The following is a 25,068-nucleotide window of genomic DNA, read 5'->3' as shown; positions in this document are numbered from 1 at the left end:
AACGAAATGCCGACAAGCGAGTCTTGAACAGGACTGCGGGCACCGAGCGTCTCGACACGCCCGGCCCGACACTCAGGATAGAGTGAAGCAAGGTGTTGCCCAACATCCTGCGAATGACCCATAAATATGCGTTGTCGATCATAGAGCATACGGAATGCCCCTCCCGCCCACATATGCGGCCAGGGGAGCGGCCAGGAGCACGACCGTCCTGAGCCGTCTCTGAGCATGATCTTATGCCGCTTTCGACAACTAACTCTCAGTAAGGAGTCGATGGAACCGCCTGCCCATCAGCATTGCAGGCGACGATGACATGCCATGTTCATCTGCTTCAGCCTGGCCGATTCCTCGGCGAGGACGTATGAAGCCCCTTTTAGCGTCACTGGCCTGTCATTGCCTCGATCGACGACTGCAAGACATCAAGAGCACCTGACCACCATGATGAGCGTAACGCCCATAGCGGCCTTTCAGGACAACTACATCTGGTTGATACAGAGCGACGACAACCCCCGCGTGGCGGTCGTCGACCCCGGTGATGCACGCCCGGTGATGGAGACCCTGGAGTCCAGAGGTCTGACCCTCGACACCATCCTCATCACCCATCACCACCAGGATCACACCGGCGGCCTGCCGGAGCTGATCGAACGCTATCAGCCTCGCGTGGTTGGCCCGCACAATCCGGCCATCCACGGTATCGACGAGCGTGTCGGCGATGGCGACAGCTTCCGCCTGCAGGGCCGTCTCTTCGAGGTGATGGAAGTGCCGGGCCATACGCTGGATCACATCGCCTTTGTCAGCTCCGGCATGCCGGGACTGCTGTTCTGCGGCGACACCCTGTTCAGTGGCGGTTGCGGTCGCCTGTTTGAGGGCACGCCGGAGCAGATGCATCACTCCTTGTCGCGCCTCGCCGCCCTGCCGGAAGAGACGCTCGTCTTCCCGGCACACGAGTACACGCTGGCCAACCTGGCCTTCGCCAGTGCCGCCGAGCCGAACAACCCGGCGCGAGACACCCTCAACGCAGAATGTGAACAGCTGCGTTCACTGGGCCGCCCCACGCTGCCCACCCTCATCGGTCGAGAAAAGCAGATCAATCCGTTCCTGCGCAGTGATGAGGTGGCGCTGCAACGCCACCTCGAACAGGAAGGACGCCTCTCGGCACCCTCGGGTCAGGAAGATTCTCCACTGGCGGCCTTCACGGCACTGCGTCAGTGGAAGGACAACTTCTAGCCCTGCTGCCCGCGTGCCATTGCCCCCGTTCCGACGCCCCCCAGGTGAGCGGTTGGAGCGCGGCGTGAATGGCATTTCGCGTGACAGCGGGTCGAGAACATTCCTGATCTCGATCAGCCCCCGCAGTCACTGATTCGTGCCGGCATGACCGGCCAGCCGAGCCGCTGCTGCCCCATCCAGCCGCGGCTCGCCAGAGAGTATTTCGTCAATGCATCAGCAAGACCTCCGTACCGACGGCCAGATGGCCGCCGACACGCCGTGTCGTGTCACTCCGACCCAGGCCCCCTTCCGTCCGGCTCGACTGCGTCACCTGATTCGCCTCGCCTCTCTGGGTGCCACCCTGTGCCTGATGCCGCTGACCGCCAGCGCCAATTCAGCGATGGTGTCCGGGGTCTCGCCCACCAGTGAATATCAGCGCGCCCCGCTGAACTTCATGGAGGCCGTCGACGCCATTCCCGCGCACTACGACGACGTCTGGGAGCGCCTGCGCGCCGGCTATCAGCTGCAGCAGGACACCGGTCGCCCACGCGTGCGCAAATGGATCAGCTGGTATCAGGAGCACCCCCACCACGTGGAGCGTATCGCGGAACAGGCCCGCCCCTGGATTCGCTACGTGACACTGCGCACCGAAGCACGCGGCCTGCCGGCAGAGCTGGCACTGCTGCCCTTCATCGAGAGCGCCTACGATCCGGATGCCGCGCATCCGGGCGGTGCGACCGGCATGTGGCAGTTCATGCCGCGCACCGGTGACGCCATGGGGCTGACACGCAACCGCTGGTATGACGGTCGCAAGGACGTGTTGCTGTCCACGGACGCCGCGCTGGATTACCTGGAAACCCAGGGCGAGCGCTGGTATGACGGCGACTGGGAGCTGGCGCTGGCCGCCTACAATGCCGGTGCCGGCACCGTGAATCGTGCACGCCGCCGCGCCGGTGGCGATGAGGATTACTGGAACATCAAGCTGCCCAACGAGACCATGGAATACGTGCCGAAGCTTCTGGCACTGGCCGCGGTGATTCGCGACCCTGAGGAATATGGGCTGTCGTTGCCAAAGATTGACGACAGGCCGGAAATCGCGGCCGTCGAGACGGGCGGACAACTGGACCTGTCCACCGCCGCCAAGCTGGCCGGCATCAGTGAAGATGAGCTGCGCGCCCTGAACCCGGCCTACAAGCGCTGGGCCACCACGCCGGGTGACAGCTCACTGGTGATTCCCGCCACCGCCCGCGACACCTTCCTCAGCCAGCTGGCCACGCTGCCTGAAAAAGCGCGCCAGAGCTGGGCCAGCTATCGCGTCAAGCGCGGCGACACCCTGTCCGTCATCGCGCGCCGCAATGGCCTGACGCTCTCCGAGCTGAAGCAGAAGAACCGCCTCTCGGGCAACACCATCCGCATCGGCCAGGCACTGATGGTGCCGGACCGCGGCGCCTCGGTGGCCACCCAGCTGGCCTCGGCCAACGGTGAGAAGAAGGTGCGCGTGAAGAGTGGCGATTCCCTGTCATTGATCGCCGCACGTCACAATGTCAGCACTCGCCAGCTCGCGCGCTGGAACAAGCTGTCATCTGCGGACTACCTGCGCCCCGGTCAGATGCTGACCCTTTACAGCGCCAACTGAGTCAGTCGATTCACGCGTCGTTGCACGACGCTTGATAGGCGATTCCTCAACGCCCCTGCCATCTGCGATGGTGGGGGCGTTTGCGATTCAAACGCCGCAGCATGGCCGCTGACAGGGAACTTCGTTACTCTTGGCGGGGTCGATGCAAGGAGACCGGCCGCAGCCCGGCGCGTGGCGTAGACCTTCTGCACCGCTTCTGCAGTTCTCCATCAGCTCATCGCAGCTCACGGTCGACAGCTGTGCAGTCAGCCGCTGAGGCCACCCAAGCCAGCGGAGTTGATGGCGAGTCAGGCGCAAACCAGCCGCTGCCCAGATGCCGGTCATTTCATCACGGCCGCGAGGCCCGGGTCATTCAGTCAAGGAAGTCTTCGATGCAGCGTGTTTCTTCACTCACCCACTGTCGCTGGGCCGCGCTACGTGCGCTATGCCTGGGGGCGCTGATGGTGAGCGGCTCGTTCACTGCCACGGCCAACGCGGCTGAGCCCAATGCAGCCGGGCCCAATGCGAATAGCGAGCAATCTGCCGATTCACGCCCCAGCGCCGAGACGGCGTCAGGCACGCAGGCAACCAGCGCGCAGGCAACCAGTATCCCCACCTCGAACGTGCAGACACCGCTGGACGTCCCGACCGTGCATGGCCTGGCCATCTACGGCGAGCCCGCCCACAAGCCCGGCTTCACGCACTTCCCGTACGTCAATCCAGAGGCGCCGGTCGGCGGGCGCATGACGCGCGCCGCCATCGGCAGTTTCGACTCCACCAATCCCTTCATCCTCAAGGGCAATTCGGTGGCGGGACTCAACTACTTCGGGGGACTGATCTACGACACCCTGATGATCCCCTCCGCCGATGAGCCCTTCACCGAATACGGATTGCTGGCCAGTGGCGTCCGCCTGGCCGAGGACCGCAGCGCCATCGAATTCGATATCGACCCTCGGGCGCGCTTTCACGATGGCGTGGCGGTGACTGCCGAAGATGTCGTCTTCACCTATCGCCTGCTCAAGGATGAAGGCCTGCCGTTCTTCAAGAGCTATTACCACGATGTCACCGGCGTCAGCGTGATCGATGCCGACACCGTGCGCTTCGAGATGGCGCCAGGCGCCGCGCGCGAATTGCCGCTGATCATCGGCCAGCTGCCGGTGTTGCCGGAGCACTACTGGAAGAGCCGCGACTTCACGCGCGCCACCCTGGAACTCCCGCTGGGTTCCGGCCCCTATCGCATGGCGTCTCTGGACGCCGGCCGCCAGGTTCGCTATGAGCGTGTCGACGATTACTGGGGCAAGGACCTGCCGGTCAACAAGGGCCGCCACAACATCCAGACGCTGGTCTACGACTACTACCGGGACCAGACCGTGTCGCTGGAAGCCTTCAAGGCCGGCAGCATTGATCTGCATGTCGAAAGCAGCGCCAAGAACTGGGCGACCGCCTACGACATTCCCGCGCTGCACGAGGGGCGCCTGAAGAAGCTGGAAGTCCCGGACAGCAACCCGGCGGGCATGCAGGGCTTCGTGCTCAACGAGCGCCGTGAGCGCTTCCAGGACCCGAGGGTCCGTGAGGCACTGGCGCTGGTCTTCGACTTCGACTGGATCAACCGCAACCTCTTCTACGGTGCCTACCAGCAGACCCACAGCTATTTCGAGAATTCGGACATGGCCGCGGATGGCATGCCCACCGGCAAGGAACTCGCGCTGCTTGAGCCCTTCAAGGATGAGCTGCCCAGCGCGGTCTTCGACAAGCCCCTGCCGATCGATGAGCCACAGGAATTGCGCCCTCGCCTGCGCAAGGCGTTGGGGCTGCTGCGCGAAGCGGGGTATGAAGTGGTCAAGGGCAAGCTGGTCAGCCGCAGCAGCGGCAAGCCGCTGACGCTTGAGGTGCTCAACTACGACACCCAGTTCGAGCGCATCATCCAGCCGTGGATTCGCAATCTGGCGCGCATCGGCATCAAGGCGCGGATTCGCACCGTCGACGTCAATCAGTACATCAACCGCCGTCGCAGCTTCGACTTCGACGTGGTGGTCGGCAGTTATCCGCAGTCCAACAGTCCCGGCAGCGAGCAGCGTGAATACTGGACCAGCGACTATGCCGACGTGGCCGGCTCCCGCAATCTGATCGGGCTGGAAAGCCCGGTGGTGGACGCGCTCACCGATGCCCTGATTCAGGCGCAGACCCGCGAAGACCTGCTCAGCGCGACACGGGCTCTCGACCGCGTACTGCGCTGGGGCTTCCATGTCGTGCCCCAGTGGCACCTGGCGGCGACGCGCATCGCGCTCTGGAACAAGTTCGGCTATCCGCAGCCCTTCCCGGAATATCAGCTGAGCCTGGACAGCTGGTGGATCGAGCCCGACAAGGATGCCTCGCTGGAGCCGGGTGAATGAGCCAAGCGAATAAGTCTGGTCAACAAGCCTGAAGAACACGCTCGGCGCATATGCCAGGCATAGACGCCTGGCGGGACTGACGCCTTGCTGATGCGTTCACGACACCAATAACCGATGTCCCTTGCACCGCACATCAGATGCCGGCGATGAGGGGCACGCAGGGAGATTGCCATTGGGTGCCTATATTCTGCGCCGGATTCTGTTGATGATTCCGACGCTGCTCGGAATCCTGTTGCTGAATTTTCTGATCGTTCAGGCCGCCCCCGGAGGCCCGATCGAACAACTGATGTCACGTCTGGACGGCATGAGTGCCGGTGCCAGCACCCGTCTCAACAGTGGCGGCGGTGATGGCGTCACCAGCGGTGGCGGGGGCTCCTCGACCTATCGCGGCGCCTCAGGGGTCGACCCGGCCTTGATCGAGGAGCTGGAGCAGCAGTTCGGCTTCGACAAGCCGGTCTGGGAGCGCTTCACCGACATGGTCGTCGACTACGCGCAGTTCGATTTCGGCGACAGCTTCTTCCGTGATCGCCCGGTGATCGACCTGATGCTGGAGCGGCTGCCGGTCTCCATCTCGCTGGGGCTATGGACCACGCTGCTGGTCTATCTGGTCTCGATCCCGCTGGGCATTCGCAAGGCACTGGTGCATGGCTCGCGCTTCGACATCTGGACCTCCGGCGTCGTCATCGTCGGCTACGCCATTCCGGGCTTCCTGTTCGCGATCCTGTTGATCGTGGTATTCGCCGGCGGCAGCTATCTGGACTGGTTCCCCCTCAGGGGGCTGACCTCGCCGGACTTCGAGCAGCTGTCCACCGCCGGCAAGATTCTGGATTACTTCCATCACATCGCCCTGCCCGTGTTGGCCTCCGCCATCGGCAGCTTCGCGACCCTGACGATGCTGACCAAGAACAGCTTCCTGGACGAGATCCACAAGCAATACGTCCTGACGGCACGCGCCAAGGGGGCCAGCGAGAACCGCATCCTCTATGGGCACGTCTTCCGCAACGCGATGCTGATCATCATCGCCGGGTTGCCCGCGGCGCTGGTCGGTATATTCTTCACCGGCTCGCTGCTGATCGAGGTGATCTTCTCCCTCGACGGGCTGGGACTGCTCGGCTTCGAGGCTGTCCTGCAGCGCGATTACCCGCTGATCTTCGGCACCCTGTATCTCTATACCCTGATCGGTCTGATCCTGAAGCTGGTCTCTGATCTGATGTATGTGTGGATCGACCCGCGCATCGACTTCGCGACACGGGAGGCCTGACATGCGCCACGAGACAACGGTTCACGAAACGTCGGTTCACGAAACAAAGCGTCACGAGACACCCGCTCATGACGTGAGCGACGAAAGCCAGCAAGCGAAGCAACGCCCGCGCACCTCACGCCTGTCACCCATCACCCGACGGCGCATGGCGGCCTTTCGTGACAACCGTCGCGCCTGGTGGTCGCTGCTGATCTTCGGCGTGCTGTTCGTGCTCTCGCTGGGGGCCGAGCTGATCGCCAATGACCGCCCGCTGCTGGTCGAGTATCAGGGCGAGACCTACCTGCCGATGCTGCACGAGTATCCGGAGACCACCTTCGGCGGCTTCCTGCCCACCGCCACCGACTATCGCGACCCCTATGTGATCGAGGCCATCGAGGCGCAGGGCTTCATGCTCAACACCTTGATTCCCTACTCCTACGACACCCTGGATCTGAATCTGGGCTCTCCGGCGCCGTCGGCTCCCAATGGCCGGCATTGGCTGGGCACCGATGATCAGGGACGTGACGTGCTGGCGCGCGTCATCTATGGCTTCCGGCTGTCGGTGATCTTCGCGCTGGTACTGACGGCGGGCTCGCTGGTACTGGGGGTGGTGATCGGTGGCGTGCAGGGCTACTTCGGCGGCAAGGTCGATCTGATCGGCCAGCGTCTGATCGAGGTGTGGTCCGGCCTGCCGGTGCTGTTCTTACTGATCATTCTCGCGAGCATCGTCGAGCCGAACCTGTGGTGGCTGACCGGCATCATGTTGCTGTTCTCGTGGCTGGGCATCGTCGATATCGTGCGCGCCGAATTCCTGCGCGCGCGCAATCTGGAATACGTGCGCGCCGCTCGGGCCATGGGCCTGCCGTCGCGGCTGATCATGTGGCGTCATGTGCTGCCCAACGCGATGGTCGCCACCCTGACCTTCATCCCCTTCCTGTTCACCGGCGCCATCACCACCCTGACCGCGCTGGATTTCCTCGGTTTCGGACTTCCGGCCGGCTCCCCCTCGCTGGGCGAGCTGGTCGCTCAGGGCAAGAACAACCTGCAGGCACCGTGGCTGGGCATGACCGCCTTCCTGAGCCTCGGCATCATGCTGACGCTGTTGGTCTTCATCGGCGAAGGGCTACGCGATGCCTTCGACCCACGTCATATCAGTGCCCGGGAGCAGAACGCATGAGTCATCCCACTTCACCTGCGGACAACACCGGCGCCGCTGCCAGCGTGCTGAGACTCGACGACCTCTGTATCCGCTTCGGCCAGACACCCGTGGTCAGGCATCTCTCCCTTGAGGTCCGACGGGGGGAATGCCTGGCCATCGTCGGCGAGTCCGGGTCGGGCAAGTCCGTCAGCCTGTTGGCGAGTCTCGGCCTGCTGCCGGGGCATGCCCATGTCACCGGACAGCGCGAATTCACGCGGCCGGACGGCAAGACGCTGGATCTGGCCGCCCTGACGCCATGCCAGTGGCAGCGGGTGCGCGGCGGACAGATCGGCTTCGTGTTCCAGGAGCCGATGACCTCGCTCAACCCGCTGACGCGTGTCGGCGAACAGATCAGTGAAAGCCTGCGCCTCCAGCAGGGGCTGCGCGGCAATGCCGCCCGCCAGCGCGTACTGGAACTGCTCTGCCAGGTGCAGTTGCCACGTCCCGAGGAGTTGATTGACGCCTGGCCACACCAGCTCTCCGGCGGGCAACGCCAGCGCGTGATGATCGCCATGGCGATGGCCAATCAGCCACCGCTGTTGATCGCCGATGAGCCGACCACGGCGCTGGATGTCACCGTGCAGCAGGAGATACTGCAGCTGCTGGATCGCCTGCGTCGCGACCAGGGCATGGCGATGGTCCTGATCAGCCATGACCTCAATCTGGTGCGCCGGCATGCCGACCGCGTGATCGTGATGCGCGACGGGGAATGCATCGAGCAAGGGCGCGTCGACGAGGTATTCGATGCGCCACAGTCCGATTACACCCGCGAGCTGCTGGCCGCCGAACCCGAAGGCCTCGCCAGCGACTTGAGTGCCGAGGACGCCGCGACACCGGTTCTCGCCGCGTGCAAGCTGGAGGTGCGCTTCGCGCGCAGCAAGAAGCTATTCCAGAAGCGCCCCGCTGACTTCGTCGCCGTTCATCCGCTGGATCTGACACTGGCGCGCGGCGAGACGCTCGGCGTGGTCGGGGAATCGGGGTCCGGCAAGACGACACTCGCCCTGGCACTCTTGAAACTGCAGGCCGCCAAGGGCGAGATCCACCTCGAGAACGAACGCATCGATACGCTGGATCGCAACACGCTGCGCCTGCGTCGCCGTCAGATGCAGATCGTCTTCCAGGACCCCTACGGCTCACTGTCGCCGCGCATGCCGGTGGCGGACATCATCAGTGAAGGTCTGCGCTTTCATCATCCAACGCTCAGCGACGACGAGGTTAGCCTGCGTGTGGCCCAGGTGCTGGAGGAAGTCGAACTGCCCTCGGCATGTGCCGATCGCTATCCCCACGAGTTCTCCGGCGGCCAACGTCAGCGTATTGCCCTGGCACGCGCCCTGATCCTCGAACCCAGACTGCTGGTGCTCGATGAGCCCACCTCGGCACTGGACCGCAGCGTGCAGAAACAGCTGATTGCTCTGCTGCGTGAACTCCAGACACGCCGAGGCCTGAGCTATCTGTTCATCAGTCATGACCTAGCGGTGGTACGCGCGCTATCCCATCGGGTGATGGTGTTGCGTGAAGGACGCCTGGTGGAAACGGGTACGACGTCAGAAGTGCTCGGCAATCCCCGCGAGGACTATACGCGTGCCTTGATCGCGGCGGCGGGCCTGGCCTGACACGCTCTGTCATGGCCTGACCAGAGCCAATTGGCTTGGCTGACCTGACCCGCCCGTGCATGACGATCGACCTGCTCGGGTAGCCAGAGTTGATGAGCTTAGCATTGCCGCATTGCAGTCGGTGCACCCCTGCGTTGCAAGACTCACGTTTTGTCGATTGCAAATAATAAAGGTTCTCAATATGATTCCGTGAGATGCGGTCCGACCATCGAGAGACCGTGTAATGACTTCCCTCTCTCGAGCGACCCCACGCACTGCCGTTCTGCGCGCACTGCATAACAACAGACCGATCAAGGGATTCACATGACTGCCTCTTTCCGTTTTGCCTCACGCAAGCCGCTGGCAGCTGCCATCGCATTGTCAGCCTCCATGTTCACCAGTGCCGCTTTGGCAGAGCATCATGACGAGGCGCATGACAAGGCGCTGACGGCCGACGCTGTCGTCGCCCAGTACGCCAACGTCGCGCATGCCACCTACAGCGATGCCTTGGCCAGTGCCAATGCTCTGCGCGCCGCCAATGCCGCTCTGATCGAGTCGCCGTCCGAAGAGACGCTGGCCGCGGCACGTGCCGCTTGGAAGCAGGCGCGCGTGGCGTATCAGCAGAGTGAAGTGTTCCGCTTCGGCAATGCCATCGTCGATGACTGGGAAGGTCAGCTCAACGCCTGGCCGCTGGATGAAGGGCTGATCGATTACGTCGAAGGCGACGGCTATCAGGCAGAGCTGGGCAACCCGGGTGCCAGCGCCAATATCATCGCCAGCGACAGCGTGCAGATCGGTGCCGACAAGATCGACACCACCGAGATCACACCGGAGCTGCTGGCGTCCCTCAACGAGCTGGGCGGTTTCGAGGCCAACGTGGCCAGCGGCTACCATTCCATCGAATTCCTGCTCTGGGGCCAGGACATGCACGGCTTTGAGGCCGGTGCCGGCGAGCGCCCGGCGTCCGACTTCGCCAAGGGCGATGCCTGTACCGCCGACAACTGTGACCGTCGTGGCGCCTACCTGCTGGCCGCCAACGACCTGCTGATCAGCGACCTGGAATACATGGTCGGCCAGTGGGCACAGGGCGAGAAGGACAACTACCGCGCGGAACTGACTTCATTGCCGGCCGGGGAAAGCCTCGAGAAGATGCTGTTCGGCATGGGCTCCCTGTCACTGGGTGAGCTGGCCGGTGAGCGCATGAAGGTCGCGCTGGAAGCCAACTCCTATGAAGACGAGCACGACTGCTTCTCCGACAACACCCACTACTCGCACTTCTACAATGCCAAGGGCATCCAGAACGTCTACGAAGGCAAGTACGTGGCCCTGGACGGTCGCACCTTCGAAGGCCCGTCACTGCATGCACTCGTCGCCCAGAATGACCCGGAACTGGCCGAGAAGATGCACGAGGCACTGGACACTACCATGGGCCAGCTGCAGGTGATGGTCGACACGGCAGAAGCCGACGGCGGCATGAAGTTTGACCAGATGATCGCCCCGGGCAATGCCGAAGGCGCCGAGATCATCAATGCCAGCATTCAGGATCTGGTCGCCCAGACCCGTCTGATCGAAGAAATTGCCGACACCGTCGGTATCGATGGCCTGGAAGCCGACACGGCAGATCACGAATTCTGATCAACTGCTCCACATTGCCAAGCGTGAGTTGGCTGAAGACCCCAAGCTGCCTCGCGTCGCGCTGATATCCTCGCCCGAACCTCTCTCACGACAGGTTCGGGCGTTGATGGTTCTTGCGCCAGCTTTTCATGCGCGTCTGCCGATAGAGTCCTTAGAGGCGACTCTTCGAGCAGCCTGACCGCGCAAGCCGGGAAAACCCTATATGCCAATATTGCACCACGACATGATGCTGCGTCCTTCCCTGACCCGCTCCCTGCCACTTGCCATCGCCCTGGCGTGTCTGCCTGCTCAGGCGGCATTGGCATATCATGCCAAGCCCACGGCAGATTCCGCGATGACAGTGATGAGCTATCTGTCTTCCCTGCCATTGCAGGACACCGCCAGAAGCGGTGGCGAGGGCAGCGTGCGCAAGCACGATACCAATGCCTACTCCCTGCCGGCCAAGAACCTGAGCTTCGATCAACGTCTGTCCTTCAGCGTCGGCAACAGCTTCTTCAAGAGCCCCTGGGTGATCGCGCCCGCCAGCACCACGGCGCGTGATGGCCTCGGCCCGCTGTTCAACACCAATGCCTGCCAGAACTGCCACGTCAAGGATGGTCGCGGCAGTCTGCCGGCCGATGGCGATCCCTCGGTGGGCCTGTTCCTGCGCCTGGGCATGCCGGACAGCCACGAGGACAGCTGGAGCGATGAGGAGCGTGAATTCCGACGTATCGCTGGGGTGATGCCGCATCCTGTCTATGGCACCCAGCTGCAGAATGCCGCCGTGCCTGGCATCGAGCGCGAAGGCCGCATGCAGGTGGATTACGAGCAAGTGACGGTGACCCTGGCGGACGGGGAAGTGATCGCATTGCGCAAGCCGCGCTATTCCATCGTCGAGCCCGGCTTCGGTGACCCGGGCGCCATCGCGCTCTCCCCACGTCTCGCCCCCGGCATGGTGGGGCTGGGGCTGCTCGAGGCGGTCAGTGACGAGACCTTGCTCGAGTGGGCCGACCCGCAGGATGCGGATGGCGACGGCATCAGCGGGCGCGCCAATACTGTCTGGTCACTCGCCGAGCAACGCGAGGTCATGGGCCGTTTCGGCTGGAAGGCCGGCCAGCCCGATGTGCGACAGCAGAGCGCAAAGGCCTTCGCCGGTGACATGGGGCTGACTTCCAATCTGGTCAGCTCCACCGACTGCACCCCGCTTCAGAAGTGCGAGACATTGCCCGATGGGGGGGAGATCGAGGTCGACGACAACGTAATGGACAACGTGGCTTTCTACTCGCGCAATCTGGCCGTGCCCACCCGGCGTGATATCGATGACCCGACGGTGCGCCAAGGCGAGCAACTGTTTCGCGAGCTTGAATGCGCCAGCTGCCACCGCCCACGCCTGACCACCCAGTCCGGCGGCGTGGCGGAACAACTGGCCGAGCAGACGATCTGGCCCTACAGCGACATGCTGCTGCATGACATGGGCGAAGGACTGGCAGATGATCGCCGCGAATTCGAGGCCAGCGGCCAGGAATGGCGCACGCCGCCCCTGTGGGGCATCGGCCTGGCCCAGACGGTCAACCCTGCCACGGGCTTCTTGCATGATGGCCGTGCCCGCACCCTGCTCGAGGCCGTGCTCTGGCATGGTGGCGAAGCCCAGCCCAGCCGCGATGCCGTCGTGGCCCTGCCGACTGACCAGCGTGAAGCCCTGTTGCGCTTCCTCGAGACTCTTTGACAAGGAATACCCGTTCATGCCTCGCGACACCTTCACACCTGCCGCAACCCCGATGAAACCTGCCCAGCGCAAGACCTCGCCCCTGGCCCTGATGGCCTGTGGCATGACACTGCTGGGCGCCGCGCTATTGCCTACGAGCACACTGGCGGCGACGGGCTCTTCTGCCGCCAACACAGACACCACCAGCGCAAAGGCCGTCAGCCAGTATGCCGCTGACACGCTGAGCGAGGCGCACCAGCAACTTGCCAGCCGCCTGCAACAGCTCGCGCAGCATACTCAAGCGTTCTGCTCCGCCGAGGATGACGTGACCCTCGACACCCTCAAGCAGGACTGGCGCAGCGCCATGCTGGGACTGAATCAGGTCAACTGGGTGGAAATGGGCCCGATACTGCAGAACTCGCGTCAATGGCAGCTGTATTTCTGGCCGGACAAGAAGGATCTGGTCGCGCGCAAGACGCGCGCCCTGCTCGCCGGTGATGCCCCGATCACGGTCGAGAGTCTGGCGGAGCAATCTATCGTCATGCAGGGGCTGGGCAGCGTGGAGTATCAGCTGTTCGATGCCCGCTATGCCGACTCGCCCCTGACGGCCGACTCACGTCGCTGCGAGTTGATGACGACCAACACCGCCTACGCCGCCAATACCGGCAAGACGCTGCGTGATGAGTGGCAGCAATTCGCACCACAACTGGCCGAAGGCACTGGCGCCTTCAGCGATTCACGTGACGCCGTGCTGTCTCTGGTTCGCGCGCTGACCGTGCAGCTGGAAGCCATCAAGGACCGCAAACTGCGCCGACCGATCGGCCTCGACAACGGCGGCACGGCCAACCCCTATGCGGCTGAGTCCTGGCGTGGCGGCATGGGGCTTGCCAACATTGCGGCGACCCTGGCGATGATGGAACGCCTCTGGCTTGGCAATGACGATGTCGCAGGCATTCAAGGCTATCTGAATGGCCAGGTCGACCCGAGCATGGTGGCCTCCACCACAAGCGATTTTGTCGATGCGCGCCAGGCCTTCGCCGCCCTGCCGAATGACCTCGCCGGCATACTGCGCGATGATCCGCGCAATGGTGAGCTGCAGCAGGCCATGATCCATGTCGAGACCCTGCAGGCCGGCTTTGCCGACACGCTCAACCCGGCGCTTGGCCTGTCACTGGGCTTCAACAGCACCGATGGTGACTGAGGAATTGAGAGCGGCGAATGACAACTGACAAGGGGCCAGGCGAGATGCCTCACGGCATGACAGACACACACGCAGCCGACGCCCGCCAGCGACGTCGGCTGCTCAAGGCGTTGGCCTGCACGCCACTGATGGGACTGCTCGGCGGCATGGCCGTGGCGGGCGGCAACAACGCCGCCAGTGCCCAGGGGCGCGAGCCACTCGGGGTGGCCATCTCGGCATGTGATGATGACACGGGGCAGCACTTTGCCAGCTGCACCAGTTATCAGGGAGCGGAGCGCTGGCGCCAGCCGATACGCCAGCGCGCCCACGGCGCCACCCGGCATCCTCACAAGCCGTGGGCGCTGATCTTCTCACGGCGCCCGGGGACGGAAATCAATGTCTTCGACCTCGACAGTGGCGAGCGGATCGCACGCATCGAAGCCGCACCGGACCGTCACTTCTATGGACATGGCGTGTTCAGCCCGGATGGCGGCCTGCTCTACACCACCGAGAATGCCATCGCGCCCGGAGAAGGCCGCATCGGCATCTACGACGTGAATCATGACTTCGCGCGTATCGGTGAGTTCGCCAGTGGCGGGGTCGGCCCGCATGAAATTCGCCTGCATCCGGATGGCCAACAGCTGATCATCGCCAATGGCGGGATTCTGACGCGGCCTGAAACCGGTCGGATCAAGCTCAACCTGGACAGCATGCAGTCGAATCTGACCTTGCTCGACCGTGTCTCGGGCGAGATTCGCTGGCAAGGCGAGCCCTCCCATCACCAGCTGTCACTGCGCCACCTGGACGTCAGCCGCGAGGGCGTCATCGTCGCGGGCTATCAGTACCAGGGCTCCGCGGCGGATCACCGCCCGCTGGTGGTGATGAAGCATCCCGGCAGTGACCGCTTGCAGGAACTGCCGTTGCCGCGGGACTACGTCGCGCAGTTCAAGCAGTACATCGCCAGTATCGCCGTCTCCCCCGATGGGCGACTGGCCGTGGCGACTGCCCCACGCGGCAATCTGATCACGCTCTGGAATCTCGCGACGGGAGAGCTGGACACGACTCTGGACTTCGCCGACTGCGCAGGCGTGCTGGCGGTGCCGGCCACGCAGCAGACGCCTGCAGGCTTCGTGGTCAGCAATGGTCGCGGCGAGTGGCTGCTGATCGATGAGGAGGGGCTGCCGGCGCTTGGCCCGGTGCGGCTGGCGAATACCCACTGGGACAATCACCTGGCGCTGATGTAGGCAGGCCTCTGGCGCTTCGATAACCGGGTGCAGGCGATGTGGTAGCAGGAACTGGAGCGCCGAAACGTGCAAATCACCACAGCGTCATCTGACGATCCAGCAGGCGATCGAAACCATCGTCGACGAACGGCAGGATGCCATCGGCGACGGGCTTGAGCTGACGACTCAGGTAGTGCTCGACATCAATGGGCGAGCGCAGATACTCGACGGGTTCCGGGCCGGAGGTGGTCATCACATAGCGAATCCAGCCGCCGCGCTGATAGCGTAACGGCAGGCCCCGTCGGCGGTTCTCGTCATCCGCCAGACGCGCCGCACGGACATGGGGTGGCACGTTGCGCTGATAATCGTCGAGCTTGCGCCGCAGTCGCTTGCGGTAGATCAAGGCCTCGACATCCGTGGCGTCCGCCGCGCCATGGGCATGGCGTTGCAGGTAATCCTGCACGTAGCCTTTCAGGTACTCCTGATAGGGGCTGCCTTCGAAGATGCGGCGATAGAGTCCCTGCTGGAAGGTCTTGGCCAGCGGCGTCCAGTCGGAGCGCACCGACTCCAGTCCCTTGAACACCAGTTCCGTCTGGCCGCTGCAGCCAGTCTGTTGCAGTCCGGCGTAGCGTTTCTTGCTACCCTCTTCGGCCCCGCGAATGGTCGGCATCACGAAGCGCTGATAGTGGGTCTCGAACTGCAGCTCCAACGCGCTGTCGAGATCGAGACTGTCCTTGAGATGCCGTCGCCACCAGTCGGTGACATGGGCCGCCAGCTCATGGCCGATCCGGCTCGCCTCGGCTTCGTCATGCGCAGCGCCCAGCCACACGAAGGTGGAGTCAGTATCGCCATAGATGACGCGATAGCCCTGCGCCTCGATCAATTCCACCGTCTGCTGGATGATCTGATGACCACGCCGCGTGATCGAGGACGCCAGCCGTGGATCGAAGAAACGACAACCGCGTGACCCCAACACACCGTAGAAGGCATTCATGATGATCTTGAGCGCCTGGGTCAGCGGGGCGTCACCCGCCGCGCGGGCGGCGTCACGTGCTTGCCAGATCTCGGCGACGATGCCCGGCAGGCAGTGTCGATCACGCGAGAACCGCGCGCCGAGAAAGCCGGGCACACCGGCCTCAGGGGCATCATCCGAGCGGTTCTCCGACCCACGTAGCCCTTCGATCAGGCCCAGCGGGTCGATCAGGAAAGTGCGGATGATGGAGGGATACAGACTCTTGAAATCCAGCACCAGCACCGAGTCGTAAAGGCCGGGCTGGGAATCCATCACGAAGCCGCCGGGGCTGTCCTCCCCCACCACGTCACCCAGATTGGGCGCGACCTTGCCCAGCCGATGCAACCTCGGCAGATACAGATGCGTGAAGGCCGCCACCGAACCACCGCTGCGATCTGCCTCGAGCCCCGTGGCTGCCGCCCGCGCGAGCAGAAACTCCATCAGCCGCGTCTTCGCGAAGATACGCGTGACCAGCTCGCAATCCTTGAGGTTGTAGCGCGCCAGGGAAGGCTTGTCCTCGGCGAACATGCGCAGAATCTCGTCCAGCCGGCCATAGGGGTCATCGATGGCCTTGCCTTCCTGCAACAGTTCACGCGAGACATTCTCGAGACTGAACGACTCGAAATGCCAGAAGGCCGATTTGAGCGCCTCGATGCCGTCCACCACCCACCGGCCGGGAATTTCGGCGAAATAATGCTCCGCCTGACGCGAATGCGCTCGCCACTGTATTGTGCTGCCATCGCGTCCCAGGCGCAGAGGCAGATTCTCGGCCTCCGAGAGCCGTACCAACATGCGCAGATCGAACTGGATGACATTCCAGCCGATGATGACGTCCGGATCATGGCGTGCCACCCAGTCGATCAGGCACTGCAGCAATTTACGCCGGCTGTCCCGATACTCGAGCCCGAAATCGCATCGGGCAGTCGTCTCACCTTTCGCTGGGCCCAGCATGTAGACCTGACGTTGGCCGCAGCCTTCAAGCGCGATGGAATACAGATTGCCCCGGGCATCGGTCTCGATATCCAGCGATGCCCAGCGCAGTGGTGGACGATAGCCCTCAAGCGGTGTCAGGCGCGCATTAGTCACGCTGCCATCAGGCTGATGCTCGCCTCGCACCGTGACGCCTGCCTTGATGAAACGCTCCATCAGGTAGCGGTCCGTCGGACGAACATCCGCTTCATAGACGTCGACGTCAATCGCCTTCAAACGGCGCGCCAGCTGGCCTAGGGTGCGATATTCACGACAGTAGAGCCCCACCACCGGGCGGTGGTGGAAGTCTTCCAGCACCAGCGGACGCAGCTCAGCGCCGGCCTCAAAGCTCACTAGTGTCTGAGCCAACACCTGGTGTTCAGCGGGCAGGAAAGCGACGACTTCCTGAGGCGCACATTCGACATGTACGGCGCCTTCGTCAGTACGAATCCAGAAGCTGACCACCACCCCCTCGGGCGTATCCAGCCAATGGCGTGTCAGCACGAAACCATGAAGCTCTGTTACAGGAAGCTCTGGCACAGCCGGGGTCGGCAAAGCGGGGGGAGCCTTGCGCTCAACTTGAGAAGCACGAGCTTGGCAGGACACTTCGGGTGCGGCTTCTGGCACAGCATTACCTTTACGTTGAATACACGAATGCCGAGCAGAATGAGATCAAGACGCGATCACATCCTCATACGTTAATATTAATTCTGTATAGTACTACATCCGTCATGCAGCCTGAGCTTTATGGCGAAAACGTCCGCGCCTTCCCAGCGACAAAATTGATGACTGCGGCAAGGAATGCCTCTCCCAAGACAGCGGCACGATTCAAGGAGCATGTCACATGCAAAGCTTTGAGATGATTCAAAAATTACTGAGCCAGATGATGGGTCAAATTGACGATATCATCTTGTTCGCCGACGATCAGCGCCGAATCACCTACATGAATGACAGTGCGGTGAAGGCCTTCGGCTACCCACGCGAGGAGTTGATCGGTCAGCAGCCGCGATTGCTTTACGCCAACAGCGATGAATTTGATCGCCAAGGAGAAAGACGCTTCAGCAAGAATGCCAAACCAGAAAGCGAAGGCAGAGTCATCCGTTATCGTCGCAGTAACGGCACCTTCTTTTACGGGGAAACCATTGGCGGTCCGATCAAGGACCCCGACAGTGATGAGCTCTTCATGTTCGGCTTGATACGCGATGTCTCGCGCCGCGTGACAGCAGAACACATGCTGCAGAAGCTGCACGCCATCACGTCCTCCCGCAACCTCGGGTTTGATGAGCGTATTGACGAGCTGCTCAAGCTTGGCTGTTCACATTTCGGCCTTCCCATTGGCATATTCAGCCGTATCGAAGGCGGAAATTACGTGGTTCAGCGCGCCTGCCATCCGGAGGACCTGCTGGAGCCAGGACTGAGTTTTGCGCTCAGCGACACCTACTGTGATCACGTCTATAAAGCAGATAGCGTCCAGGCCTTCCATCACGTGGGTAGTAGCGAGATTCGCAACCATCCCTGCTATGCCAACTTCAATCTTGAAGCCTATATCGGCGCGCCAGTAATTGTGGATGGCGAGCGCTACGGTACCTTCAACTTTTCAAGCCCCGATCAGGTAAAACCCTTCACCCAGCAGGATATCGAGCTGGTACGTCTCATTGCCTTATGGGCAGGTCATGAGATAGCGCGTGCCAATGATATCAATGCGCTGGAAGAGGCCCATCAGGCGCTGAAAAAAATCTCCATCACCGACCCGCTAACCGGCCTTTATAACCGACGCCACGCTCAAGAAATGCTGGATGAGAACCTGGCGTCCTTTGCCACTAGTGAATTATCTGAGCCACTGTGCGTGGCACTGCTGGACTTCGATCACTTCAAGCAGATCAACGACAAACACGGCCATGATGCCGGTGATCTCGCGCTTCAGCAGCTGGGGGAAATGGCAAAGGACATTCTGCTGCCCAGCGACACTCTCGCACGTTGGGGCGGCGAAGAGTTTCTGGCTATCCTGCCCAACTCGCTACTCAGTGACTCGGCCACGCGTATCAACTTGTTACGTCAGCGCATAAAAGACAGCGTGGTGGAGCACAATGGCCAACGCTTACCACTGTCGCTGAGCATTGGTCTCACCTGCCTAGAACCAAATGCCACGTTGACACGCGAACAGATGATCGCGCGTGCGGATGAAGCCATGTACGCCGCCAAGGAAGCCGGGCGCAACTGCCTCAAGATGCTGTAATACACCACTTATCGCCCCTTGCTGGCCCTGATCAGGGAGTCGCAAGGGGCGAAGCGTGTCAGGCGCGAAAGCGTGCTCCCCAACTGGCAGCGCCCTCGCACTCAGATAACGAACACGCTAAGGTCAAACTCAGCCTCTCCTGCTGAGCCACCCGACGTCGTCGTTGCCTACTCTCATGCCTTCAAACGATTCAAGCGCTACGCCGCCCGATGCGTCCTATGCCTTCGGCCTTCCGGAAGACGGCGTGTTGTCTGACCAGCCCACCAGCATCGCGCCCTTGACCGCCACCCTTGCCTCGCCTGCCCCCGCTGATCGTCACCAACTCGGCATCTTTCTGCTGCCGGGCTTCGCGATGGTCGCGCTGTTCTCGATGATCGAGCCGCTGCGCATCGCCAATCGACTGCGCGGAACACGCCTGTATCAGTGGACACTCGCAAGCCAGGATGGCGCGTCGGTCAAGGCCTCCAACGGCATGGTGCTGCCGGTGGATACCGCACATGATGAGCTCGCCGCAGTGGACAAGCTGGTGGTGTGCACCAGCTTTGCCCCGGAAGCCTATCTGGAAGACCGCACCTTGCACTGGCTACAGGAGCGCTCTCATAGCGGTTGCCAGCTCGGCGGCGTGGATACCGGCTGCTTCGTGCTGGCGCGCGCCGGCCTGCTCACCGGCAAGACGGTGACGCTGCACTGGGAAAGCCTGCCGGAATTCAGCCAGCGCTTCGATGAGGTGGACGCCGTGGAGTCACTGTATGAAATCAGTGACGATGGCTTCTTCTGCGCCGGCGGCAGCGCTCCGCTGGACATGAGCCTGGAGCTGATCCGCCGCCAGCATGGTCAGACGCTTTATCAGGCAGTACGAGAACAGCTGATTCTCGACCAGGGACGACTGCCGGCCAGTCGCCAGCGCGGCATCAGCCAGCAGACGGCCGACCTGGCCGACCCGCTGCTCAGACGTGCGATCACGCGTATGGAGAACACCCTGGAGGCCCCGCTCAGCATCGAGGCACTCGCCGATGAACTCGGCCTCTCATGGCGTCAGCTGGAGCGCCGCTTCCAGCAAGGGCTCGGTTGTACACCTCGCGCCTATCACGGTGAGTGCCGCCTGCTGCATTCACGCAGTCTGCTTCACGATACCCGCCACGGCGTCACCGATATCGCTCTGGCCTGCGGTTTCACGTCTCACTCAAGCTTCACTCGCGCCTTCCGCCGTCGCTTCGGCATCACCCCGACCCAGGCACGCCGCCAGCCACCGCGTCCCTTGGGATGATCTTCTCACGTGAACCGCATTGCGATGTCGAATTGGGCACAGTCAGTGTCGAGTTGGGCACAGTAGCGAGCGCCATTGGCTGCCATTCTGTCGGGGAATCGCTCACCTGACAGAAGGAAGGACCCTCCATGGCGCTCCCGATCACACCCGATTACGACAGCTGGCCAATTGACGAGACTCTCGTGAAGGTCGTTCACGAAGCACGCTACCTGAGCGTGACCTGGAGTGATGGCCGCATCAGCCGTTTTCATAGTGTCTGGTTGCGCGAGAATGCCGCGGACGACACCACCGTCAATCCGGCGACCCGCGAACGCATTCTGGACCTCTCCCAGATTCCCGCCTGGCCGGAAATCGCCGATGCAAGTATCGATGAGGACGGCGCACTCAGCGTGCTGTTCACGCCCGAAGACCGCCATCTGCGCTTCCACCCGGGCTTCCTGCGCGCCAATGACTATGACAACCAGGACGCGCTACCGTCGGAACTGCCACCACTGACGCTCTGGCACGGCGAGCAGCTGGAACAGCCGCCGACCATCGATGCCGCCCGCCTGGCCGAGGCCGATCATGGCAGTGCGCAGGAGGCGGAGATTCTGTCTCCCACCCTGCACGAACTGCTCGGCAAGGGACTGGTCCGCCTGCGCAACCTGCCGACGGAGGAAGGCGCCATCGAAAAGGTCGCTGAACGTATCGGTTCGATCCGCACCACCAACTTCGGCCACCTCTTCAATGTCCGCGCGATCCAGAATCCGGACTCCAACGCCTACACCTCCATCGCCTTGCCGCCGCATGTGGACCTGCCAACCCGGGAATATCAGCCGGGCCTGCAGTGCCTCTACTGTCTCGAGAACACCGTGGAAGGTGGCATGGCGGTGATGATGGACGGCTTCGCCATCGCGGCGGCGCTGAAGGAAGAACACCCCGAGGCCTACGAGACACTCACCACGGTGCACTGGCGCTACGCCAATACCTCGCGCAACACCGATCACGTCTGGTATTCGCCGATGATCGTGCTGGGTCAGGCAGGAGAACTGCTGGAGGTGCGGATCGCCGATTTCCTGCGCGGGCCGATGATGGCACCGTTCGAGCAGACCGAGAGCGCCTATGAAGCACTGATGACGCTGCAGCGCATGTTGCGTGAGCCGCGCTTCGCCATGCGCTTCACCTATGCCCCCGGCGACATGGTCATCTTCGACAATCGTCGCCTGCTGCACGCCCGCGATGCCTTCGAGGGCGACAGCGGCAGCCGCTGGTTGCAGGGCTGCTATCTGGAGCGTGACGAGGTGCGCTCTCGCTATCGCATGCTCAAGCGTGCCGAACGCGCCGAGCGGGTCGAGGAAGCCACCCAGACGGTGTGATTCGGCACGGCGTGCCTCTGCTCGCGCATTGGCTCACACATCAGCTCACGCCGATGGCCGGCATGAGAATGAGAACGTGCGGGGAATCAGGGCGTGCGTGGCGTGATGACGAGCGTGAAGCCGGGGTCCAGCGGGATCAGGGGCGGCAGACAACGCACCTCATGACCGGGCAACTGGCGGGCAAGACATCGGGTCAGCGTCGCAGGTTCAAAGGCGCTGACCCATGCCGGCATGTCAGGTTTCTCGCCCCGCCAGTGGACGGCATGCATGCCCCATTCCGGCTCCAGCATGTGACGTGACAGGGTCTGCCAGGCCAGTTGATGACGACCGCTGCCCGACACGATGCGTGTGGACAACGGCAGACGTTCGACATCAAAGGCATCGATCACGATTCGCAGGCGTGGATGACGAAGAATCGCCTTGACGAGTCTCGCGAGTTGCTCGCCCTGCTGCCAGTTGGCACTGATGCGACAGCTGATCGCCACGCAGGATGCCGGCGTCTCTGCCAGCACATCGAGAATGTCGCCGTGCACCACCTCGTCAAGCTGAGGCCAGTGCCGCCGCGCCTCCTCCACCATGTACTGGGAATATTCCACGAATCGCACGTCATGTTGACGTGACAGGATCGCGGCGACCTCGGCAAAGCCTGCCATCAGCACTGGCTGGCCCTGATCGTCGGGCAACAACCGCGCCAGGCGCCGGGCAATGCGCTCTAGTGGATAGCCCTCACGATAGATGGCGTTCCAGTCGACGCTACCTGAATAGAGATCCTCATCGCGTGAGACTGCCAAGGTGTCACCTGCAAGCGTGGCCATGAAAGGGTCGCCATCGTAACAGAGGCCGGCTCTGGCATTGCACGCCGGTCAGGCACGCCATGTTGTTTGCGGCTGGCCGTGTACGTCACTTCCGATGCCTGATGCTGGCCCTGGCCTCAATGTTGATGCTCTGCATCATGTGATGAGTGAGGATGATCCTCAGCCCGGCCACTGTCCTTCGGCTCATGATTCTCTTTCGGCTCATGACTGCCCTCCGGCTCATGGCTGTCTTGTAAATCAGCAGGCCCATCAGCTTCCCTAGCGTGATGTGGTTGGCGGGTGTCATCGTCATGATGCGATGACGGTGATTGTGCAGTCTCCCCTCCGCCATGTTGATGACCATCACTTGCTGCCACAAGAGCCGTATAACGAGCAGCACTCATGTCCGGTAGCTCTTGCATGAAAGCGACCATCTGCCAGATATATTCATCCTGCATGCTCTTGCCCCATGCCGGCATTCCGCTGGCTTTTATCCCATGCTTGATGACCCAGAAGCGCTCTTCAGGCTCACCATGCATATCCGAAGATACAAAATTCGGTGGACTGGGGTAAAGCCCCTTGCTGAGCTCTGTCTCTTGCATGCCTGGCGCGAGATGGCAGGAGGCACACATCGATGCATAATTGCCGGCCCCCGCCACTTTCATGGCTTCATCATCGAGGGGTGGCGCGGCGATATCACTCGCGTGGCTTTCGATCGAACGTTCACGCGCCGTTTCAAGAATTCCATGGACCCATGACCCATGCGGATCATCTGCCGCGACACTGACGACGCCGGAGTAAATGACTCCGGCCCCTGCTGCCAGCAGCACCATGAATGCCAGACACATCCCCAACAATAATTTCTTCATGTCGCCCCCCTTTTAGGCGGCAAGAATAGTCAATGACAAGGCTGTCAACCAAAGCGAAAAAAAAGGCCGACGAATGCCGGCCATCAACACGATCCAGAGTGACGCCTTATTTACAACACAACATCAATGAATAATTTTCAAATATCGCTCAGCAATTTACATTAAACCTATCATTGATCATCTTTCGCCATAACCACCTCTTATTCAAAAGCAACATTTAGAGAATAGCTACGCCCATTTTCGTCAGCCGAACCACTTATTGAATTTCCTGCGACCTCCAATTGGTAATAGCCTTCTTGGACATCCTGCTCCAGTGAAAAATGCCCATTATCATCAGAGGCTGTCGCGACGACATTTCCTTGTGGGTCTCGTAGCACAGCAGTCATCAGGTTGTTCTTACTCGAATCAGCTGCAAAATGTCGACTGCTGATCTTTAGAACTGCATCATGTTCAACGGCTATTTGGAAACGCAATGGCTTTCCAGCCACAAGTCCATATGTTTCTGAAACTCCAGCCGAAAGAGTCGGAAGACGGCTATGCTCATCATTGGCCTGCGTCACAGCGGTAAAAAAAGTCATGGTAGCAGCAAGTAACAGCGTTGATGTTTTCATGAAAATCATCTTTTTATGGGTTCACTTATCATCATGGCAACACAACCTGAAAACATCCTGAAAATGGAATAGATTATCATCACTGTACAAAACCATAAGACATAGTCTCCCAATCAAAAGGCCATTCTGCATATTCATGTAAAACATGATCACGCAACTACACCACCGCTATTCAATTGAAAAATGTCACTGCCATCCTGACACCTCTAGAACATCATGCGCACACCGACCACGACAGCCGTATCCTCCACATCCTCACCTTCTTCACGCTGCATATCGGCGGTTTCGCCATACTCTCTCTGCCAGTACATGCCGACGTAAGGCGCTACCCGCCGAGTTATCTCATAGCGTGCACGCAAGCCGATTCGTACTGAGTTGAGGCCCGCCCCAATCCCCTGCTGCCTGGACTCATTGGCAGCGAACACCATTTCACTACGTGGCTGTAGATACCAGCGCTGGGTCAGGCGCACATCATGTTCAAGCTCCAGGCTGGCAGTCACGATACCTTCCTCTCGGTACTGCACTGCGGCATCCGTCTCGATCCGGTAGGGGGCGGTCCCCTGAAAGCCGAAGACCCCATATACGCCTTCATCATGATCATCGTTGAACACACCACCCTGATAGCCAGCTCCAACCTGGAACTCCCAGAAATCGGCAACCAGGCGACTGTAGAGAAGCTCAAGGGATTCAAACTCGGCTTCTTCACCATCGCCTTGGACATTCTCCCCTTCTGACTTGAGATAGACGCGGTGGGTATCTCCGCCATACCAGGCCTGAAAATCCCACACCAGGGAGTCCTCTCCCTTGTCCGGAAGGCTATATTCCAGGCGATCGAAAACTGCGCTCCACTGGAGATGTTCGGCCATGGGCGATGGCCATGACGCCGGGGCATCATATCCATCCTGGGCAAATGCCTGGGAGGCACCAGCACTGGAGAATAGACATACCGTCACGCAGGCAAGACGAAATGAATGCTGACTGATTGACATGAT

Annotated in this window: 18 protein-coding genes; 13 read left to right on the top strand and 5 right to left on the bottom strand. The window is 61.6% G+C overall.

Translation table 11 applies throughout. From position 1 onward, the window contains the following. The first annotated feature begins 435 nt into the window (after nt 1-435). From gloB to AC5WNI_RS07680, 10 genes are all read left to right on the top strand, one after another. Nucleotides 436-1,224: a hydroxyacylglutathione hydrolase gene (gene gloB / locus AC5WNI_RS07725; protein ID WP_279838371.1), complete on the top strand. Its 789-nt coding sequence runs from the start codon at nt 436-438 to the stop codon at nt 1,222-1,224. A 208-nt stretch (nt 1,225-1,432) separates the two neighbouring features. Then, the gene (locus AC5WNI_RS07720) at nt 1,433-2,839 is read left to right on the top strand and encodes a LysM peptidoglycan-binding domain-containing protein (RefSeq protein WP_225348027.1); all 1,407 of its coding nucleotides are present in this window, start codon (nt 1,433-1,435) and stop codon (nt 2,837-2,839) included. A 371-nt stretch (nt 2,840-3,210) separates the two neighbouring features. Further along, nucleotides 3,211-5,211, top strand: a complete 2,001-nt coding sequence (locus AC5WNI_RS07715) for an extracellular solute-binding protein (RefSeq protein ID WP_495929040.1) — start codon at nt 3,211-3,213, stop codon at nt 5,209-5,211. 172 nt (nt 5,212-5,383) lie between these two features. Continuing rightward, nucleotides 5,384-6,472 (top strand): microcin C ABC transporter permease YejB, encoded by a 1,089-nt coding sequence (locus AC5WNI_RS07710; protein WP_084589313.1) that lies wholly within the window; start codon nt 5,384-5,386, stop codon nt 6,470-6,472. 73 nt (nt 6,473-6,545) lie between these two features. After that, nucleotides 6,546-7,628, top strand: coding sequence for an ABC transporter permease (locus AC5WNI_RS07705; RefSeq protein WP_342357181.1), 1,083 nt, complete (start codon nt 6,546-6,548; stop codon nt 7,626-7,628). After that, complete coding sequence (locus tag AC5WNI_RS07700; protein WP_495929038.1) at nt 7,625-9,262, top strand: ABC transporter ATP-binding protein; 1,638 nt, start codon at nt 7,625-7,627, stop codon at nt 9,260-9,262. Before AC5WNI_RS07705 ends, AC5WNI_RS07700 begins: the two co-directional genes overlap by 4 nt. A 303-nt stretch (nt 9,263-9,565) precedes the next feature. Beyond that, a complete protein-coding gene (locus AC5WNI_RS07695; RefSeq protein WP_495929036.1) occupies nt 9,566-10,876 on the top strand; it encodes an imelysin family protein in 1,311 nt (436 codons plus the stop codon). A 202-nt stretch (nt 10,877-11,078) separates the two neighbouring features. Next, a complete protein-coding gene (locus AC5WNI_RS07690) occupies nt 11,079-12,581 on the top strand; it encodes a di-heme oxidoreductase family protein (protein ID WP_495929034.1) in 1,503 nt (500 codons plus the stop codon). A gap of 16 nt (nt 12,582-12,597) precedes the next feature. Further along, nucleotides 12,598-13,761: an imelysin family protein gene (locus AC5WNI_RS07685; protein WP_495929033.1), complete on the top strand. Its 1,164-nt coding sequence runs from the start codon at nt 12,598-12,600 to the stop codon at nt 13,759-13,761. Nucleotides 13,762-13,817: 56 nt separating this feature from the next. Beyond that, nucleotides 13,818-14,984, top strand: a complete 1,167-nt coding sequence (locus AC5WNI_RS07680; protein WP_495929031.1) for a DUF1513 domain-containing protein — start codon at nt 13,818-13,820, stop codon at nt 14,982-14,984. Between the two features lie 73 nt (nt 14,985-15,057). Here AC5WNI_RS07680 and AC5WNI_RS07675 read toward each other — a convergent pair whose 3' ends face one another. Beyond that, entirely contained in the window at nt 15,058-17,484 is a 2,427-nt protein-coding gene (locus AC5WNI_RS07675; protein WP_495929030.1) for a DNA polymerase II, read from the bottom strand. A gap of 304 nt (nt 17,485-17,788) precedes the next feature. On the opposite strand from AC5WNI_RS07675, the gene AC5WNI_RS07670 reads away from it, so the two are divergent. The 3 genes from AC5WNI_RS07670 to AC5WNI_RS07660 all read left to right on the top strand — a co-directional run bounded on the left by AC5WNI_RS07670 (nt 17,789) and on the right by AC5WNI_RS07660 (nt 21,802). Beyond that, nucleotides 17,789-19,180, top strand: coding sequence for a bifunctional diguanylate cyclase/phosphodiesterase (locus AC5WNI_RS07670; RefSeq protein ID WP_495929028.1), 1,392 nt, complete (start codon nt 17,789-17,791; stop codon nt 19,178-19,180). Nucleotides 19,181-19,424: 244 nt separating this feature from the next. Further along, nucleotides 19,425-20,447 (top strand): GlxA family transcriptional regulator, encoded by a 1,023-nt coding sequence (locus AC5WNI_RS07665; protein ID WP_495929026.1) that lies wholly within the window; start codon nt 19,425-19,427, stop codon nt 20,445-20,447. Nucleotides 20,448-20,575: 128 nt separating this feature from the next. Further along, entirely contained in the window at nt 20,576-21,802 is a 1,227-nt protein-coding gene (locus AC5WNI_RS07660; RefSeq protein ID WP_495929025.1) for a TauD/TfdA family dioxygenase, read from the top strand. A gap of 86 nt (nt 21,803-21,888) precedes the next feature. Here AC5WNI_RS07660 and AC5WNI_RS07655 read toward each other — a convergent pair whose 3' ends face one another. The 4 genes from AC5WNI_RS07655 to AC5WNI_RS07640 form a co-directional block, all read right to left on the bottom strand. Beyond that, entirely contained in the window at nt 21,889-22,617 is a 729-nt protein-coding gene (locus tag AC5WNI_RS07655; protein WP_279836305.1) for a class I SAM-dependent methyltransferase, read from the bottom strand. Between the two features lie 116 nt (nt 22,618-22,733). Further along, on the bottom strand, nt 22,734-23,465 hold the full coding sequence (locus AC5WNI_RS07650) for a c-type cytochrome (protein WP_153635668.1): 732 nt from the start codon (nt 23,463-23,465) through the stop codon (nt 22,734-22,736). A 200-nt stretch (nt 23,466-23,665) separates the two neighbouring features. Beyond that, nucleotides 23,666-24,076, bottom strand: coding sequence for a hypothetical protein (locus tag AC5WNI_RS07645; RefSeq protein WP_153635667.1), 411 nt, complete (start codon nt 24,074-24,076; stop codon nt 23,666-23,668). 206 nt (nt 24,077-24,282) lie between these two features. Further along, nucleotides 24,283-25,065, bottom strand: coding sequence for a copper resistance protein B (locus tag AC5WNI_RS07640; protein ID WP_279836302.1), 783 nt, complete (start codon nt 25,063-25,065; stop codon nt 24,283-24,285). Nucleotides 25,066-25,068 lie beyond the last annotated feature (3 nt).

The organism is Cobetia sp. PDI-12MA (assembly GCF_059507695.1).
This window is presented reverse-complemented; position numbering and strand designations above follow the sequence as displayed.

Excerpts from the sequence above, each read along its gene's own strand:
- gloB (WP_279838371.1), top strand. The coding sequence starts at position 436 with ATGATGAGCGTAACGCCCATAGCGGCCTTTCAGGACAACTACATCTGG.
- AC5WNI_RS07720 (WP_225348027.1), top strand. The coding sequence starts at position 1,433 with ATGCATCAGCAAGACCTCCGTACCGACGGCCAGATGGCCGCCGACACG.
- AC5WNI_RS07715 (WP_495929040.1), top strand. The coding sequence starts at position 3,211 with ATGCAGCGTGTTTCTTCACTCACCCACTGTCGCTGGGCCGCGCTACGT.
- AC5WNI_RS07700 (WP_495929038.1), top strand. The coding sequence starts at position 7,625 with ATGAGTCATCCCACTTCACCTGCGGACAACACCGGCGCCGCTGCCAGC.
- AC5WNI_RS07695 (WP_495929036.1), top strand. The coding sequence starts at position 9,566 with ATGACTGCCTCTTTCCGTTTTGCCTCACGCAAGCCGCTGGCAGCTGCC.
- AC5WNI_RS07690 (WP_495929034.1), top strand. The coding sequence starts at position 11,079 with ATGCCAATATTGCACCACGACATGATGCTGCGTCCTTCCCTGACCCGC.
- AC5WNI_RS07685 (WP_495929033.1), top strand. The coding sequence starts at position 12,598 with ATGCCTCGCGACACCTTCACACCTGCCGCAACCCCGATGAAACCTGCC.
- AC5WNI_RS07680 (WP_495929031.1), top strand. The coding sequence starts at position 13,818 with ATGACAGACACACACGCAGCCGACGCCCGCCAGCGACGTCGGCTGCTC.
- AC5WNI_RS07670 (WP_495929028.1), top strand. The coding sequence starts at position 17,789 with ATGCAAAGCTTTGAGATGATTCAAAAATTACTGAGCCAGATGATGGGT.
- AC5WNI_RS07660 (WP_495929025.1), top strand. The coding sequence starts at position 20,576 with ATGGCGCTCCCGATCACACCCGATTACGACAGCTGGCCAATTGACGAG.
- AC5WNI_RS07655 (WP_279836305.1), bottom strand. The coding sequence starts at position 22,617 with ATGGCCACGCTTGCAGGTGACACCTTGGCAGTCTCACGCGATGAGGAT.
- AC5WNI_RS07650 (WP_153635668.1), bottom strand. The coding sequence starts at position 23,465 with ATGAAGAAATTATTGTTGGGGATGTGTCTGGCATTCATGGTGCTGCTG.
- AC5WNI_RS07645 (WP_153635667.1), bottom strand. The coding sequence starts at position 24,076 with ATGAAAACATCAACGCTGTTACTTGCTGCTACCATGACTTTTTTTACC.
- AC5WNI_RS07640 (WP_279836302.1), bottom strand. The coding sequence starts at position 25,065 with ATGTCAATCAGTCAGCATTCATTTCGTCTTGCCTGCGTGACGGTATGT.